This window comes from Methanomethylovorans sp., assembly GCF_041305605.1.
Lineage (GTDB): Archaea > Halobacteriota > Methanosarcinia > Methanosarcinales > Methanosarcinaceae > Methanomethylovorans.
The window spans coordinates 1-14,837 of sequence record NZ_JBFYLB010000026.1; the positions used below are offsets into that span (position 1 = coordinate 1).

Below are 14,837 nucleotides of genomic sequence, written 5' to 3' on the forward strand. Positions count from 1 at the left end.
CCTGCAGTGCTTGGCATGCGCGGCAATATTTCCTGTACTCTGGGTTCGCGTCTGGGAAGCGCCATACACATGGGTCTTATCACCAGGATAGAGAACAACCCCGAGCTTACCAATAATATTGGTGGTTCATTGTTGTTGAGTTTCATCATTTCCGCGATACTTGGACTCATGGGACATTTCGTGACCATCGCATTTGGTCTTGAAAGTGCCGGTGCGCTGAAGCTAATGTTCATAGCGGTACTGGCCGGAGTATCTTCAGGTCTTATACTGGTAGTAGTAGCCGTTTTCCTGGCCCTTGGAATGTTCAGGTTCGGTTTTGATCCTGATAATGTGGTCACTCCGGCCATTGCTACTATCGGAGACATCGTTTCCATGCTCATGCTCTTCCTGGCTGCAAAGGTGGTGCTGCTGCTATGACCTATTACACGGTAAAGGGTATTGTAGGAAGAGGCTTTCCAATCCTGGTGACAACTTCCCTGATCGGCCTGATCACCGGACAGATCCTTAATTACAGACTTGACCAGCTTGTCTCCATGCCTATTATTCTGCTACTCATTCCCTCGCTCATCAAGATCGGAGGAGATACCGGCAGTATGCTGGGAGCCAGAATATCCTCTGCCTTGCACATGGGTCTTGGCGGACATATCACAAAGAACCCCGTCGTGAGGAACAGCGTATTGGCAGCCATGATAGTAGGCCTTACTGCCAGTGCGGTGTTAAGTTTCATTATCTGGATTACCGGTCACTTGCTGGGGATCGGAATAGGTCTGTTCTTACTTTTCAGGATATGCATGCTTGCAGGAAGCATCGAGCTCATAGTTGTATTCTCCACCACCGTGTTCATATCGTTCATGTCCCACAGATTCGGGCTGGATCCCGACGATACTGTGATCCCTATCATTGCAACCCTGGGAGATCTGGTGGGTGTCACAGGCATCTTTGTTACTTTGCGCATGCTGAACATGCTATAACATTAATTAATCGGAACAATATATCCTTAAGTGAAAGTAAACGCGAGCTGATAGAACATTATGAGTCCAAGAGAGATACGATATACTCCGAGAAACCTCAAGGATATGCTTATTGAGATGAAAGACACCTCAGAACTTATGGTGGATCTGGCATATTCTGCAATGATCTATGACAATGAGGACATCGCTGAAGAGGTAGTGCGTCTTGAAGATAAGATGGATACCCTTTATTATCACATGAAGATCGCTGCCCTCTTAAGTACCCGACGTGTGGAAGAAGCAGCAGAGATGGCCGGTGTCCTGCAGGTTGCACAGGCCTCAGAAGGGATCGCCGATGCTGCCGGGGATATTGCAAAGATCGTACTCATGGAGATGGGTATACCCATGGAGTTAAAACTTGCTCTAAGAGAAGCAGCTGAGACCATAGTAAGAGCTACTGTCAATCCTGAATCCAAAGTTACCGGTCATACTCTGGGCGATATTGAACTAGATACCGAGACAGGCATGTGGGTGATAGCCATTCGCAGGCAGAATGACTGGCTCTATAATCCCAATCATGAAACAAGGATCAGGGCAGAAGACGTACTTTTTGCAAGAGGGCATGATGAAGGAGTTTTACTTTTCGCAGAGCTTGTGACCAATGAGAAGTACATTCCAAAGGAAGTAAAGCATGAAAAGATCTTGCAGGACCTTGAAAAAGCGGTGGACATCATTGTGGATATGAAGGATATGGCTGAAATGTCCGTAGGGCTGGCATATTCGGCTTTGCTCTTCAATAACAAGGATATTGCTGAAGAGGTCAAAGCCATTGAATATAAGATGGACTGCATGAAGCACGAACTGCAGCACTGGGTTCTGGAAACTGCCAAACACGTTTCGGACGTTAATCAGCTAAGGGGGCTTTTGCATCTTGCAAATGCCTCAGAGTCCATTTCAGATGCAGCATATGCTATAGCGGACATTGTGCTAAGGGATATAGAACTCCACCCTGTAGTAACTATAGCAGTACGCCAATCCGACGAAGTAATAACCCGTCTTACGGTGGAAAGCTGTTCTCCCATTGTGGGAAAAACATTCGGGCAACTCAAACTTGAGACCGAGACCGGGGTCTATGTCATGGCTGTAAAAAGGGGTGAAAAATGGCTGTACAGTCCTAAAAAGAACACCCAGGTACAGGCTGGAGATATCCTTATAGCCCGGGGGTCACACACAGGAGAAGAAGCGCTTATAGAATTATGTGCCTGCCCTCTGGGCAATGGGAATAAATGATACCCTTATCTAAGGGTATCCACTCTTTTTACAGATCCGTCTTTGTTCCCGATGAATACGATATCCGTCACATTGGTAAAAATACCGTGTTCAACCACTCCGGGGCACATTGATAAGGAAATAGAAATAGCTTCCACATTATCGATAATGCCAAATGATGCGTCTATCACGAAATTCCCGTTATCAGTGATCACTGGTCCATCTTTTCTGGATGCAAGGCGCAGCTGTGGCTTTCCGCCAAGTTCGCGCACACATCTCATGACCAGTTCCTTTGCATAGGGAAGTACTTCTATTGGTACGAAATGGTCAAGTTGTTCTTTCATTTTCGAATCATCGACCACGACCACAAATTGGTTCGAAGAGAATGCAACAACCTTTTCCCGCGTGTGTGCAGCTCCTCCCCCTTTGATAACATTCAGATCGGCATCGACCTGATCGGCACCATCGATAGCAATATCAAGATCCGGATGTTCGGCCAGTGTTGTAAGGGGTATGCCTGCTTCAATGGCCAGCATTTCAGACTGGTAGGATGTAACGACAGCCAGCACGTCCAGACCATCTGCTACCCTTCTGCCTATCTCTTTTATGGCATAAGCTGTTGTAGAGCCGGTACCAAGACCGATCACACTGCCATCATCCACCAGCCAGGCAGCAGCTTCACCAGCTGCTTGTTTCCCTGTACTTCCCGCTGTAGCGTTCCTTTCCTGCATATTATCACTTACCTCATGGGGATAATCTTCGCCTGTCCCTTGGGAACAGTACCACGTCACGGATGTTCTCAACACCCAGCATTGTCATGACAAGACGTTCGCATCCGACACCCCATCCGGCATGCGGTGGCATTCCATATCTGAAAGCCTTCAGATAGAAATCGAATCCATCCGGGTTAAGTCCCTGGGATTCGATCCTGTTCTTGAGCATATCATGAATGTGTATACGCTGGGCACCGGATGAAAGTTCCATGGTCCTGTGCATCATGTCAAAGGACTTGCTGAACTGTGGCCTGTCCTCGTATGGCATTGCATAGAACGGTTTTATCTCTGTGGGCCAGTCGATAATGAAATAGTGAGAGACGCCCATTTCTTTGAACACATGAGCACCTATAGTGTGTTCTGAAAGAGTGCTCAGATCATCTCCCCATTTGAGTGTCTCTTCACCATGAGAATTAACTATTTCCAGTGCTTCATCATAAGTGATCTTTGGGAATGGTACTTCCGGAACCTTCAGGTCTATGCCGAGCACTTCGAGTGACCTTGCCGCATTCTCCTTTACATGAGAATAAACATAAGCGATCATGTTCTCGAGAATTGCCATAACATCGAAATGGTCACAGAAGCTTGCCTCTATATCGATAGAAGTAGCTTCATTGAGGTGTTTTCTTGTATCATGTTCCTCGGCCCTGAATATGGGCCCGATCTCAAAGACCCTGTCAAGTCCTCCTGACATGAGGATCTGCTTGAAAAGCTGTGGGCTTTGGTTAAGGAAAGCTTCTCTGTCAAAGTATGTAATGGGGAAAAGAGATGTTCCACCTTCGGTGGCAGTTGCCACGACCTTAGGACTGGTCACATCGATAAATCCATTTTCACTAAGGTACTTTCGCACAGCTTGTAATGTTTCATGGCGTATTTTGAAGATAGCTGTGGTCCGGTCCCTCCTCAGGTCCATGAACCGCGAATCCAGGCGAGTGTCCAGTTCTGCCTCAACCTTTCCTGTAGTGTCCATAGGCAGAGGGGAGTCTGCTTCATTGAGCAGCCTGATCTCTTTTGGTATGAGCTCATATCCTCCCGGAGCTTTTGCTTCAGCTTTGACCGTGGCAGTGACAGTGATAACGGATTCTCTTACAAGCTTCCTTGCAGTTTCAAGAAGCTCGGCATCCGTCTTCTTTTTGACAAGGGTCACCTGTGCACGGCCTTCCCTATCACGCAGTACGACGAAACAAATGCCTCCAAGGTCTCTTACTTCGTACACCCAGCCAGCCAGGGTAACTTCTGCACCATTCATAGCTGCGGGGTCTATCTGGGACGTATAATGTGTCCTTAAGTTCAATGACATATATTCACCTGTATTTGATAGTGATTTTTTTCTCACTAACGATCCTTGGTATAAAAGTAATTACTTTTATATAACGATGTTTTATTCCAGACTTCTCTCGTTGATCTCAAATGCAATGTTCTGCGTCATCAGTTTTTTAACAGTATTGAGGTCATCGGACTGTTTCAGGGTCCACATGAGTTTTACAAGGGCAACCTCAGGCAGCATATCCTCACCCTCAATGGCCCCGGCTTTCAGCATATCTCTACCGGTATCATAGACACGGTCACATACCCGGCCGTGCAGGCACTGGGAGGTTATTACTACAGGGACGTTCATAGACGTGGCACGTTCTATCAACGGCACCCATTCGGATGACACATGTCCCAGTCCCGTACCCTCTATAACAATGCCTTTGTATCCTGCGTCAAGATAATATGAGATAATTTCGGGACTTGCTCCCGGTGTGAACTTGATAAGTGCACATTTTGGTTCGAAACCTCTGCGAAGTTCGAGTTCATGTGAGGATCTTTTTGTATATTCCAGATGCGTGTGTATCTCTCCGGTAAGATAATCCACAAAGCCAATGGGTTCCGAGTTAATGGACCTGAATGCATCTCTTCTGGAGGTGTGCATCTTTCTTACCTTGGTGGCCCTGTGTATGTCGCATATCTCATCCGACTCACTGCCATGCATCACCACACACACTTCGGCGATGTCGCTTACAGCTACTTTAGCTGCGCATATTGCATTCATGGCATTGTCACTGCTCGGCCGGTCAGCGCTGCGCTGCGAACCCACGAACACAATGGGCGCAGGAGTACGGATCATGAAAGCAAGTGCAGCAGCAGTATACATCATTGTGTCTGTACCATGTGCGACAATTATTCCATCTGCGCCGCCTTTTATCTCTTCCACAACTGACCTGGCAAGCTCTTCCCAGTATTCGGTCCTCATGTTCTCGGAAAGGATGTTGTATATCGCTCTCCCGGAGAAATCAGCAATTTCCGTAAGTTCCGGAAAAGCTTTTAAAATATCGTCAGCAGAGAACCTGGCGGTAACTGCGCCTGTCCTGTAGTCTATCTTACTCGCAATGGTTCCTCCGGTGGAAAGGATGGAAACTTTAGGTAGTTTGCCCTTAGTTGTTTTTTTTACCTGAGAGGTGCCGGCAGAAATAACATCCTCGGCTTTTGCAGCTTTCTGAAGCAAGGTCATCTTTGTGTTTTCCAAAGAGATACCTGCATTATAACCATTCGACATCTTGAGGACAATATGGTGTGTAGTACTTGGCATCACTATGCCCTCATATCCTACACCGTCCTTTTCTATTCTTATCCTGTCACCCTGTTGGAATTCCATGAAGATCACATCTGCTGATTACATAGATCATGCTTTAGTAATATATCGTTTCACAAGTTCTATGAGCGCATTTAAGGAAGCTTCTGAGCCATTTCTCAATGCACTTACCTCTTCCTCAGTATGCATCATAGTTTCTTTTCTTCTGATGATGGTCTTTTCCATTTCCTCAAATGCAGGACCACCTATGACCTTTCTTTTCTTTATATTGGAAATTGGGTCCAAGGCTTCACATACCATTTCTTCTGTAAGTCCCTTGGTGCTGAGTTCTACTCCCAGGACCTTATCTGCCACAGCATCTATCCCCCGCAGATGTATCTCTTCCTCTCCCCTGGCAAGCACGCCTACGATCTGATGAGCTGTCCTGAAAGGTATCCCTGTTACTCTCACCAGCGTATCTGCAAGTTCAGTGGCCGTGGTAAATCCTATTACGGACTTTGAAGCCATTACTTCTTTGTTGACTTTCATGGTCCTGATCATGCCTTCCATCATACGTACCGAGCTTCTGGTCGTTTCCAGAGCTTTCCACATGTTAGGTGTGGCTTCCTGCAGGTCACGGTTGTAACTTAAGGGAAGAGCTTTACATGTTGTAACCAGAGCCATCAGTGATCCCATCACCACACCACTTTTTCCTCTGAGCAGCTCTGCAGTGTCTGGATTTTTTTTCTGGGGCATGATGGAGGAGGTGGACGCATAGCGGTCATCCAGCTCTATGAAAGCAAACTCCGATGTGGACCAGATGACAAGTTCTTCTGCCATTTTACTTAAGTTAATGATGAGATTTGTGAGCACGGCAGTACATTCTATAAGGAAATCCCTGCTGCTTACAGCATCCATGGAATTCTCCACAAGGCCGTCAAAACCCAGTAGTTGCCTTGTACGTTCCCGGTTTATGTTAAAACCTGTGGAAGCAAAAGCTGCAGCTCCCAGAGGACAGAGGTTAACCCTTGAATAAGCACTCAGGAGGCGCTCGGTATCCCTTCCCAAAGCGTCCATGTGGGCTATAAGATGATGGGCCAGAGTTGTGGGTTGTGCGTGCTGCAGGTGTGTAAAACCTGGCATAAGCGTCTCAATGTTTTCGGCTGCAAGCGAGCTTAGAGTATTGCGAAGAGCATGCAGTTCTTCCATGAGCGCAAGCATCTCTTCCCGCAGGGTCAAACGGATGCATGTTGCAACTTCATCGTTGCGGGATCTGCCGGAATGCATCCTGCCGCCCACATCCTCGCCAACCATGTCGATAAGTCTTGATTCCAGGGAAATATGAATGTCTTCATAGGTATGGTCCAGTTCTTCGATACCTTCTTCCCTGATAAGCAGTAATCCTTTGAGGATACTGGCACAATCCTGCTCTTTTATTATTCCCTGCTCCTTTAACATAATGGTATGGGCAAAGTCCACCATTATGTCCGCATCGAATATCCACTTGTCTGACTTCATCGAAGACGTAAATTCCATTATGTCCTCATCGGGCGTGCTGGCCAAGCGCCCTCTGCGCAGAATATTACTCATCTGGTACCTCTTTTATTTCATTGAGAATCAGGTTGTAGCGTGGTACGGTCTGTACACTTAAAAAAGAATCGGTATTAATTTATTTATCACCTTGCAGAATAGGAAGCAGTATATGCACAGTAGTACCTTTGCTTTTCTCGCTTTCTATCCATATCTTACCTTTATGGGCTTCCACTATGTTCTTACAAATGAACAATCCAAGGCCCGTACCCCCGTATTTGCGCCTTATTGAAGGATCTATCTGGTAGAATTTCTGGAATAAATGAGGTAGCAGATCCTCAGGTATGCCTATTCCATTATCTTCCAGACTAATATGCACCATTTTCTCTTCCTTTTTAGCAAAAATACTGATCTTTCCTTTGGAAGGTGTGAACTTAACCGCATTATCCAGAACATTGGTCAGCATATCCGTGATCTTTTTGGCATCTCCTTCTATCTGCGGCAGATTTTCCTGTACATGGCGCAGCACATCTATTTTCTTCTCAGTGATAGGCATTGCCATATCTGTCACAGCATTATCAATGACCTCAGGGATATCAACTTTGCTAAAATCATACTTTATAGCCTCAACCTCGGCCATGCTTACGTACAGCAAGGAATCAACAAGTCTTCGGAGTCTCTCAGCATTACGGATGACAGTGCTGACAGCTTTAAGCTGCTGATAGTTCATTTCCCCAAGGGTGCCTTCCATAAGAAGGTCACTGTATCCTTTGATGGAAGTAAGAGGTGTCCTTAGCTCATGGCTTACATTTGAGAGCAATTCGTTCTTCATCCTGTCCACTGACTGCAATTCCTTGTTTATTTTGCTAAGCTCCTCTGCATATTCCCTTAATTTCTCTTCGGCGATCTTGCGCTCACCGATATCCTCAACAATGCCCACTCCACCCAGCAAGGTACCGTCATCTGATATATTGGGGCTGTAATCAACTTTTATATATGCTGTTTTGCCATTTCCATGAGATCTGTATTCTCCCTCGAAGTGTCCCTGCCTTAGTAAAAGCACTTCGTTAAAGGCTGCTTTCATCTTTTCGTCCCTCAGGGATATGTTCATGTTGAAACCTATTATCTTTTCTTTAGGTATGCCAAGGATCTCTGCTATCTTATCGTTACAGTGGGTAACAGTGCCATCCTTGTCAAAGTTAAAAATACCGAGAGGAGAATTCTCAAATATCAGCCTGTACTTTTTTTCAGATTCTTTGAGTGCATTGTCTATTTCTTTGATATGTGTGATGTCAATAATAATTCCCTGGTAATAGCTAGGTCCCCCCTTCTCATCTCTTGCCAGCATTGACCTTTCGGTAACCCACCTTATTTCTCCGTAGCGCGTAACGATGCGATATTCCCGGGTAAAATATATTTGCTCCCTCTGTTCGAAATCTGATACCTCCGCAGTAAGGGTGCTGAGATCTTCGGGATATACCATGTCGCTATAAAGCATTCTCCCGGATGTGAACTCCTCTGCCTGGTACCCAAACCTGGATATATTTTCGGATACAAAGACTACCGGCCATCCAGGCTGGGGTCTCCAGAGAAAAGCAACAACAGGACTGTTCCTGTAGATAACATCCAGTTTTTTCTCCGCTAATTCATCTTCTCCTAATCCTGTGCTTATTTTCTTCGTACTGAAGTGTTCCACAGTGCCAACCATGCCAGCATAGGCACCATTCTCATTCAGAAGAGGCAATAGTTGACCACTTTGTTCCTTAAGTTCTCCCTGGATGGTGATGATAGGCAGCAAGGAATAATGTACCGGTGTAAGTTTCTCCCTTGCCTTATGGAACAGTTCCCGGAAATGTACTTCATCCATTATCTTCTGGTCAGGAAGCAATAACAGCAGATCCTTGCCCATCAGATCATCTGATCTCAGGCCGGAAATATCCTCCATGCCTTTATTGAAAAAAATGAACCGGTTCTCCCGGTCAACGGCCCAGACTCCCCTCCAGGCACTTGCAAGAATGCTTATGCAAATATTATCCACATGATTTTTTGGATTATTATGGATTAAATATCTTTTCAGCCATGGTGGGGAAATGGTAGCAGCATATAAAGAAAGGCAGGTAAAAGACAAAAGTCACAGGTTCTTGTAAGTGCAAAGGAGTTGATATCAAAGTAGAGGCATTCTGATTAAATATATATTCTATGTATATGCAATATATGAGATGATCCCTATGAGAAGAACAATCATTCAATTGATCTGCTGCATGCTTCTTATTTCAGTCTGTTCTTCAGGCTGTATGACCACGGAAAAAGAACCTGCTGGAGAAGAATACGACCATGATGTCATATATCAAACATCAACTATCAATGCATTGCTTGAGGGTATGTATGAAGGTGATGTGACAGTAGGTGAATTAAAAGAACATGGTGATCTGGGGCTTGGAACTTTCAATGACCTTGACGGAGAAATGGTTCTGCTGGATGGCATTGCCTACCAGGTCAAAGCGGATGGCATAGCCTACAAAGCGGAAAATTCCATGAAAACGCCTTTTGCAGCTGTGACCAAATTTGAGAGTGACATAAATGAGACAATTTGGCAGGAAATGAATAACACGGAACTTACTGCCTACATGTCGACTCTGATGCCCAGCAGGAACCTGATGTATGCCATAAAAATAGAAGGGAATTTCAGTTACATGAAAACCCGTAGTGTTCCCGCGCAGCAAAAACCATATCCTCGCCTTGCAGATGTCACAAAGGAGCAGCCAACTTTTGAATTCGACAATGTCTCTGGTACAATAGTGGGTTTCTGGCTGCCAGAGTATGTTGAAAACGTGAACGTTCCAGGTTATCATCTTCATTTCATTGACAGTAACGGTAGTGCAGGGGGTCATGTTCTGGAATATACTATAAGATCAGGAAATGTACACATAGATGTTACTGATGGTTTTTTCATGCAATGTCCCGCAACGGAGGGTTTCTTAAATGTGGATCTCAGCGGAGAAAGAATAGAGGAAATCACGCAGGTAGAAAGATAAGATCAAATTGGATCAGATAACTTAAAAAATGAATTTGGAATCAGGATGGATCTGTATGTGCAGGAAGAAGTATATGTACGGCAGTTCCCTTACCTTCCTTACTATCGATCCATATCTTCCCTTTATGTTCTTCAATTATGATCTTGCACATGAAGAGCCCCAATCCGTTACCTCCGTAATTACGTGTTGACGATCCATCTAACTGGAAGAACATTTGGAATACTTTTTCAAGATTCTCCTCAGCTATGCCAATACCTGTATCATTGATGATCAAATGCACAAAGTCTTTTTCTTCCGTGGCCGATAGTGTTATTTTCCCGTCACTATTCGTGAACTTAATTGCATTGTCCAGTATATGAACAAAAACCCGTGGCAAATAGTCAGCATCGCCTACTATTTCAGGTAGTTGATAAGGTATGTTCGTTTCCAGTGTAATACCTTTGTACTTAAGTTTCTCACTTACTATATCCAAAGAGACATGTAGCATATTGGATAGTGGCAATCTTTCAAAATTATACTTTATACCGCCATGAGTTGCAGTACTGACGAACAACAGGGAGTCAAGTACCATCTGTAATTGCTTCGTTTTTTCGACAACTCTATGCATTGCTTTTTTCTGTTCTACATTCAATGGCCCAAGATTTTCTTCATGCACAAGTTCACTGAATCCCTTTATGCTCGTAAGAGGCGTATTGATCTCATGCTGCAGGTTTGACAGGAACTCATTTTTGAGCTTGTCCAGGGATTGCAGGCTCTCGTTTGCTTTTGCAAGTTCGTCGTTAGCTTTTCTGAGATTATCTTCCGAGCGTTTTATTTCGGTTATGTCTCTCAGATGTTCCACTACCATTATTGCCTCTCCGTCTTCATCGAATATCGGATAGGCTTTCATCTCTTTGATGCTCCCGTCTGTGGGATTGGTCCAGAGTGCCTCTTTAGGAATGCCTGTAGCAAAAGCTTCCAGTACATGGCAACTTTCACATGGGGCTGCATTGTGTGTAAGAATTTCATGACGATAGGGGTGTTTTTGTCTTTCTTCTTCGGACAAGTCCTCAAAGCCTTTCCAGTTGCTAGTCACAATTCTGAGGTCCCTGTCGAGTACTAGTATCAGGTCATTTATTGCATTGAAAGTATTGACCAGAAGTTTCTTCTGTTGTTGCTGGACTTGTTCGGCTTCCTCTATCTTCGTTATATCCTCCACTATTCCAAGGCCCCCCTTCAATTCACCTTCGGGGGTCAGTTCCGGCAAGTATATGGAACGAAGTTTCACAGGTCCCTTTCTCAAATCGATCTCGTACTCGGTTTTAAGAGGTTCTGGGGACACCTTATGTGAGGAGAACGTCTTCCAGATACTTTCGCTGTCTATAAGGGCAGTAACATGGAGTCCTACTATCCTGTTCTCAGGCATGTCCAGTATTTGTGTAAGTTTATGGTTGCAATGAACAATACTACCTTTCTTGTCTGTGAAAAGTCCCACTGGACAATTGTAAAAAAGGGCACTGTAGTGTCGGGTGCTTTCCAGGGATAATTTTTCAAGTTCTTTTTTTTCGATCAAATTGCTAAGGGAGCCACACAGAACATTAAGAATTTCATATGCCTGTGTCCATTGTTCGGAAGTTTGCCGATCTTTATTGTACAGTGCTGATATGTAACCACGTATTTTTCCATGAACTACTACATCCACGGATATGGATGGGTACTGGTCGTTGTCCGAGTGTCCATAGACCTTTCCATCTATTTTTGCAGAGATGCCGTACACCCGAAGAGGGAACATTGCTTCAGGTAACGATCGTACAAGCATACTTATAAGAGAATGTACTGGCAGGCTAGAGTTAAGGAAATTGATTATCTTCAGCAGTGCAAATAGATTGCCTGTTGTATTCTCCTGGGTATTTTGCGTACATTCTCCCAGGATGCAGGTATCATGGATTAATGACATTTATTATATTAATTTAAATATAATAATTGTATAAAAGGATTTCCACAGAGAGATATGGTACGAGAACCAATAGCCATATTTATTAAATATGCGCAAAGTATAGGTTGCAGGTCCTTCTGAGGAACCTTCTACAGGTGAAAAGATGTACGCAGACAGAATCAATGCTCTACCACCTTACCTCTTTGCAGCGATAGATGAATCTAAAGCCAGAATGCTGGCAAAAGGAGTAGATGTGATAGACCTTGGTATCGGTGATCCTGATCAGCCCACGCCGTCGCATATAGTGGAATCCATGTGCCAGGCAGTCAGGGATCCTGCCACACACAGATATCCATCGTACACCGGTATGCTGGAGTTCAGGAAAGCTGCAGCAAGATGGTGCAAGGAAACAAAGGATATTAACATAGACCCTGCAAACCAGACCCTCACGCTTATAGGTTCCAAGGAAGGTGTTGCCCATATTCCTCTGGCTTTTATCAATCCGGATGATGTGGTATTGTGTCCTGATCCGGCTTATCCTGTATATAAGATCGGTACTCAGTTCGCAGGAGGAGAACCTTTCATCATGCCACTCCTGGAAGAGAACGGTTTCTTGCCTGACCTTGATGCTATACCGGCAGATATGCTGGCAAGGGCAAAACTTATGTTCATTAATTATCCGAACAATCCGACATCAGCGATCGCTGACAGGTCTTTCTTCGAAGAGGTAGTGGAATTCGCAAAGGACAACAATATCATTGTTGTACACGACAATGCATATTCCGAAATGGTTTACGATGGATACCAGGCGCCAAGCTTCCTGAGTGTTGATGGTGCCATGGATGTTGGCATTGAACTGTACTCTCTTTCAAAAACCTATAATATGACCGGGTGGCGTCTGGCTTTCGCAGTAGGTAACGAAACTCTTATCAGGGGGCTTGGAAAGGTTAAGTCTAACATTGATTCCGGGGCTTTTGATGCAATACAAAAAGCAGGGATCACTGCACTTACAGGTTCCCAGCAGTGTGTAAGCGATATGAACCTGATATATGAGAAGAGAAGAGATGCATTGCTAAAGGGTTTGCGCGGTATAGGCCTTGATGTCAAAACCCAGAAGGCGACATTCTATATGTGGGCTCCTATTCCGAGTGGTTACGATTCCATGGGATTCTCACAACTGTTGCTTGAAAAGGCCGGAATAGTTGCCACTCCCGGGGTAGGGTTCGGGCAATACGGTGAAGGCTACATCAGGTTTGCTTTGACACAGTCAGTGGATAGGATCAATGAAGCTGTTGCAAGAATGGAAAAACTCAGAATATAAACTAAATCGGAAGAGGAGAGTGTATTTCACTTCCCTCTTTCTCTTTCTGATCTCATGTTTATGGACATTTCAGCTATATCGGCACTATATTCGGATATCCTTTTGAGGCTTTCGATTATGGAGCCCATTTGCTCGGATGTGCAGCGGGGTGCCCCTTGCTGATTACGCATGATCGTATAATCCTCGAACTTCCTCGCGTAATTGACAACTTTGTTGGAGTACTTAATATCTTTCTCTTCAAGGGCCCTAAAAGAGTCGGCAAAAACCTTCTGTGCAAGAGCTCCCATGGCAAAGACTGCGTCCTTTTCAGGAACTGTAGCATCCATGACAATGGTCTGCCGTGCTATTCTCTCCACGTGGTCCCCTATGCGTTCGATGATCTTTGTAACAAGCCTGTATCCCAGACACTGGCGAGGTCTTTCGATACCTATTTTCTCCGCAAGTTTTGGATCTTCGACCGCGGCTTTTAATTGCCTCACAGTAAGAAGATAGAATCTGTCCACTTCGTTATCTCTGTTGACTATATCCCGGGCAAGTTCCAGGTCATGGTTCTTCAGGGCAAGCATTACGTCCTCAAGCATTGAGGTGATAAGCCGGGACATATTCTGCAGGGCTTTATCCAATGGCAATTCCTGGTAGTTCATAAGGCTTTGTAGTATTATCTCATTCCTTGATTCTTCGATAACTTCAATACCAATGAGGCGCTGTCGGGTCACATCCTTGAAGAACTTGCGATCAAGCGCATGGAAACCTTTGCTTGATACCAGGCGGATCAGATCATAGCCGGCGAGATAATGGGATACAAGTATCCTGAAATTATCTTCCGGTGTATCCTCCTGGGAGATCTCGATCACCGATTCCAGTTTTCTGTTATCTATCTTTGAATCGGCAGACAGCAAAAGAGTACAACCGCTTTGTGGAATAAGTGTTAAGGTGTCCCCTGAATTAAGACCACAGTCCCGCACCCATTTGATGGGTAAAGAGACAATATATGTTGAACCACCGGTCAGTTGGATCTTCCTTTGTTCATATTTTATAACAACACACCCTATATTTTGATATATTGGCATATACTTATTCAGAATAAATAAACATAATGGATTTGCTATATATTAATCTATAACTGCACATTGATTTAGATGGGAACATGCAATTATGTACTTTTTGCATGTCTTATATACAATGATACAATGTAATGGCAGACGCGAACATAGCACATCTATCTGAGGCAAGGGAGTATTTAAGCTACATAATCAATAGTAGATGTAAAATGCATGCAAATCCTGGATCAGGTAATATGCTCGGGAATATAGTGCTGCCGGTTAAAGAATACATGGATGCTGTCAATAGGACCTTTGTGCAGATTAAGGCACAGGAAGAGGTATTGCTACTGACACCAGGAAAAGGGTGGATTAGTTGATCTGCTGTACTCACGCTTATATCCGATAGATCAGGATAGGTCTTTTTCTCAGTAATATGAGTTTAGATAG

13 protein-coding genes are annotated in these 14,837 nt (G+C 44.6%); 6 read left to right on the plus strand and 7 right to left on the minus strand.

Annotation, left to right across the window (positions count from 1 at the left end):
- The 3 genes from ACCM36_RS01845 to ACCM36_RS01855 form a co-directional block, all read left to right on the plus strand.
- Positions 1-417: magnesium transporter (locus ACCM36_RS01845; RefSeq protein WP_370572004.1), on the plus strand; the 417-nt coding region annotated here is incomplete at its 5' end.
- On the plus strand, positions 414-971 hold the full coding sequence (locus ACCM36_RS01850; RefSeq protein WP_370572005.1) for a magnesium transporter: 558 nt from the start codon (positions 414-416) through the stop codon (positions 969-971). The genes ACCM36_RS01845 and ACCM36_RS01850, both read left to right, overlap by 4 nt.
- A 60-nt stretch (positions 972-1,031) precedes the next feature.
- The gene (locus ACCM36_RS01855) at positions 1,032-2,240 is read left to right on the plus strand and encodes a potassium channel family protein (protein ID WP_370572006.1); all 1,209 of its coding nucleotides are present in this window, start codon (positions 1,032-1,034) and stop codon (positions 2,238-2,240) included.
- 5 nt (positions 2,241-2,245) lie between these two features.
- On the opposite strand, the gene rpiA is transcribed toward ACCM36_RS01855, so the two are convergent.
- From rpiA to ACCM36_RS01880, 5 genes are all read right to left on the minus strand, one after another.
- The gene (gene rpiA / locus ACCM36_RS01860) at positions 2,246-2,950 is read right to left on the minus strand and encodes a ribose 5-phosphate isomerase A (RefSeq protein WP_370572007.1); all 705 of its coding nucleotides are present in this window, start codon (positions 2,948-2,950) and stop codon (positions 2,246-2,248) included.
- A gap of 13 nt (positions 2,951-2,963) precedes the next feature.
- Positions 2,964-4,292, minus strand: a complete 1,329-nt coding sequence (gene aspS, locus ACCM36_RS01865; protein WP_370572008.1) for an aspartate--tRNA(Asn) ligase — start codon at positions 4,290-4,292, stop codon at positions 2,964-2,966.
- An 81-nt stretch (positions 4,293-4,373) separates the two neighbouring features.
- Positions 4,374-5,630, minus strand: coding sequence for a Glu-tRNA(Gln) amidotransferase subunit GatD (gene gatD, locus ACCM36_RS01870; RefSeq protein ID WP_370572009.1), 1,257 nt, complete (start codon positions 5,628-5,630; stop codon positions 4,374-4,376).
- A gap of 27 nt (positions 5,631-5,657) precedes the next feature.
- Positions 5,658-7,136 (minus strand): argininosuccinate lyase, encoded by a 1,479-nt coding sequence (gene argH, locus ACCM36_RS01875; RefSeq protein ID WP_370572010.1) that lies wholly within the window; start codon positions 7,134-7,136, stop codon positions 5,658-5,660.
- Positions 7,137-7,215: 79 nt separating this feature from the next.
- Positions 7,216-9,114, minus strand: coding sequence for a PAS domain S-box protein (locus ACCM36_RS01880; protein ID WP_370572011.1), 1,899 nt, complete (start codon positions 9,112-9,114; stop codon positions 7,216-7,218).
- A 190-nt stretch (positions 9,115-9,304) separates the two neighbouring features.
- Here ACCM36_RS01880 and budA point away from each other — a divergent pair, with 190 nt between their 5' ends.
- Positions 9,305-10,111: an acetolactate decarboxylase gene (budA, locus tag ACCM36_RS01885; protein WP_370572012.1), complete on the plus strand. Its 807-nt coding sequence runs from the start codon at positions 9,305-9,307 to the stop codon at positions 10,109-10,111.
- 40 nt (positions 10,112-10,151) lie between these two features.
- Here budA and ACCM36_RS01890 read toward each other — a convergent pair whose 3' ends face one another.
- The gene (locus ACCM36_RS01890) at positions 10,152-12,047 is read right to left on the minus strand and encodes an ATP-binding protein (RefSeq protein WP_370572013.1); all 1,896 of its coding nucleotides are present in this window, start codon (positions 12,045-12,047) and stop codon (positions 10,152-10,154) included.
- A gap of 142 nt (positions 12,048-12,189) precedes the next feature.
- On the opposite strand from ACCM36_RS01890, the gene ACCM36_RS01895 reads away from it, so the two are divergent.
- Positions 12,190-13,347: an LL-diaminopimelate aminotransferase gene (locus ACCM36_RS01895; protein WP_370572014.1), complete on the plus strand. Its 1,158-nt coding sequence runs from the start codon at positions 12,190-12,192 to the stop codon at positions 13,345-13,347.
- 26 nt (positions 13,348-13,373) lie between these two features.
- Here ACCM36_RS01895 and ACCM36_RS01900 read toward each other — a convergent pair whose 3' ends face one another.
- Positions 13,374-14,417 (minus strand): PhoU domain-containing protein, encoded by a 1,044-nt coding sequence (locus ACCM36_RS01900; RefSeq protein WP_370572015.1) that lies wholly within the window; start codon positions 14,415-14,417, stop codon positions 13,374-13,376.
- Positions 14,418-14,542: 125 nt separating this feature from the next.
- Here ACCM36_RS01900 and ACCM36_RS01905 point away from each other — a divergent pair, with 125 nt between their 5' ends.
- Positions 14,543-14,767: a hypothetical protein gene (locus ACCM36_RS01905; RefSeq protein WP_370572016.1), complete on the plus strand. Its 225-nt coding sequence runs from the start codon at positions 14,543-14,545 to the stop codon at positions 14,765-14,767.
- The last annotated feature ends 70 nt before the right edge of the window (positions 14,768-14,837 follow it).